The sequence below is a fragment of the Undibacterium sp. Di27W genome, assembly GCF_049340345.1.
Classification (GTDB): domain Bacteria; phylum Pseudomonadota; class Gammaproteobacteria; order Burkholderiales; family Burkholderiaceae_D; genus Undibacterium.
Window position 1 is genome coordinate 1 of record NZ_JBMPOS010000063.1, and the last position, 1,662, is coordinate 1,662.

Annotated in this window: 1 protein-coding gene; it reads right to left on the bottom strand. The window is 51.4% G+C overall.

Features of this window, described 5'->3' with window-relative positions; genetic code table 11:
- Positions 1–325: 325 nt before the first annotated feature.
- On the bottom strand, positions 326–1,662 hold a 1,337-nt coding region (locus ACO0LF_RS31225), incomplete at its 5' end, for a catalase (protein ID WP_423021270.1).

Here is a 1,662-nt window from a genome sequence, read left to right on the forward strand (position 1 = left end):
GCAGATGCCTGGCTGCTATTTCCCCAACCGGACATACGATGCTCAATTACCGCGCATTGGCATCTCCTACTTAAATTAGGTTCCTGAGATAATTGTCACTACTATCCAACACGGAATTAGGCACATAAGCCGCGCTTTCAATAATAGAGTTATTCAAGTTCTACAAGTAATTGATGCATGTTCTATTGAATTCAGCCATTCCACGACCGTACCTACACGCCTTTAGAGGGAACTGGCATCTATCCAAATTCTCTACTGGTTATTTAAATGTCTTCCTAGCTTACCTGTAGCCGGTTTCCCGACTACAGGTAAGCATTGCTACAATTTACGCTGCAGGTGGATCTGTTTCGCGAGGGAAGAAGCGGTGTGCAGCCAGAGACTGCTTGAAACGCGCGAGTGCTTCTGCTTCAAAGCCAGCTTCTACTCGGATAATCGATTGATCAGGCGCACCGTCTGGAAGACACGAAGGAATTCCGGCTGCATCCAGCAGTTTTCCCTGCGTTCCAAAAGCCAGCACAGGTTTGCAGTGGCGATGTTGCAAACGAATGAATTCCAAGGCATGTGCATTCGTCGCCAGGCTTTCTACTGAATCATCACCTGCCAGGACTATCGCCGCATCATACAAAACTGAGGGGCCAGTCTCAAACGTAATTTCTACGTTCAGTGCATCGCCCGTCGATGTGCGAAGTCTGCCTAGCGAATTACTGACAATGCGTGGGACTGCGCCGTCTTTGAGCAATGAGGTGTAAATAGCTCGTGCGGCGTCAGCATCAACCCCGTGTGCAGCCAGCAAAGCTACCCGGCGGGTCTTGATCCCTGTGATGCCAGGTCGGGATAGCAATGACAAGGCAGGAGATGGTTCATAGTCGCTCACCGGCGTAGCTGATACCGGTGGCATGGGCGGAGGCACTTCTATACCCAAACCATCGGCAACCCCAGCGCAGAGGATAGGATCAACATTGGCCAGCATGGAGACCACACGCAGGCGAACGGCAGGCGTTTGTACACGTGTCAGCTCAAAACGGAAAGCGTTGACAATGTGAGCTTGCTCAGTTGGCGTCTGGCTGATCCAGAACAGCCTGGCTTGTGCAAAATGTTCGGCGAATTTCGCAGGTTTGCCACGCACCTTGTCATCGGCAATAAATTGGGGGAAGCTGGTAAATCCTGCTCGCCCCGCCTGGAAAGGGCAACCACCCGCCAGGGAATTGGGCTCGTAAGCAACTTTACCCCTGTGAACAGCCTGGCGGTGCATGCCATCACGCTGATTATTGTGAACTTGAACGACTGGCGAATTGACTGGAATTTCATGGAAATTCGGCCCGCCAAGACGGCTGATTTGTGTATCCAGGTAAGAGTGAATACGCCCTTGCAGCAGCGGATCATTCGAGAAATCGATACCAGGGACAATGTGGGCCGTACAAAAGGCAACCTGCTCGGTCTCGGCGAAGAAATTGTCAGGGTTACGGTTCAGCGTCATTTTCCCGAGCAGCATGATAGGAACAAACTCTTCCGGCACAAGTTTGGTTGGATCAAGCACATCAAAGTCAAAGGCGTCTGCCTGTTCTTCGGTAAATACCTGCACGCCGAGTTCATATTCAGGAAATGCACCTGCTTCAATTGCTTCCCATAAATCGCGGCGGTGAAAGTCAGGGTCTGCGCCTG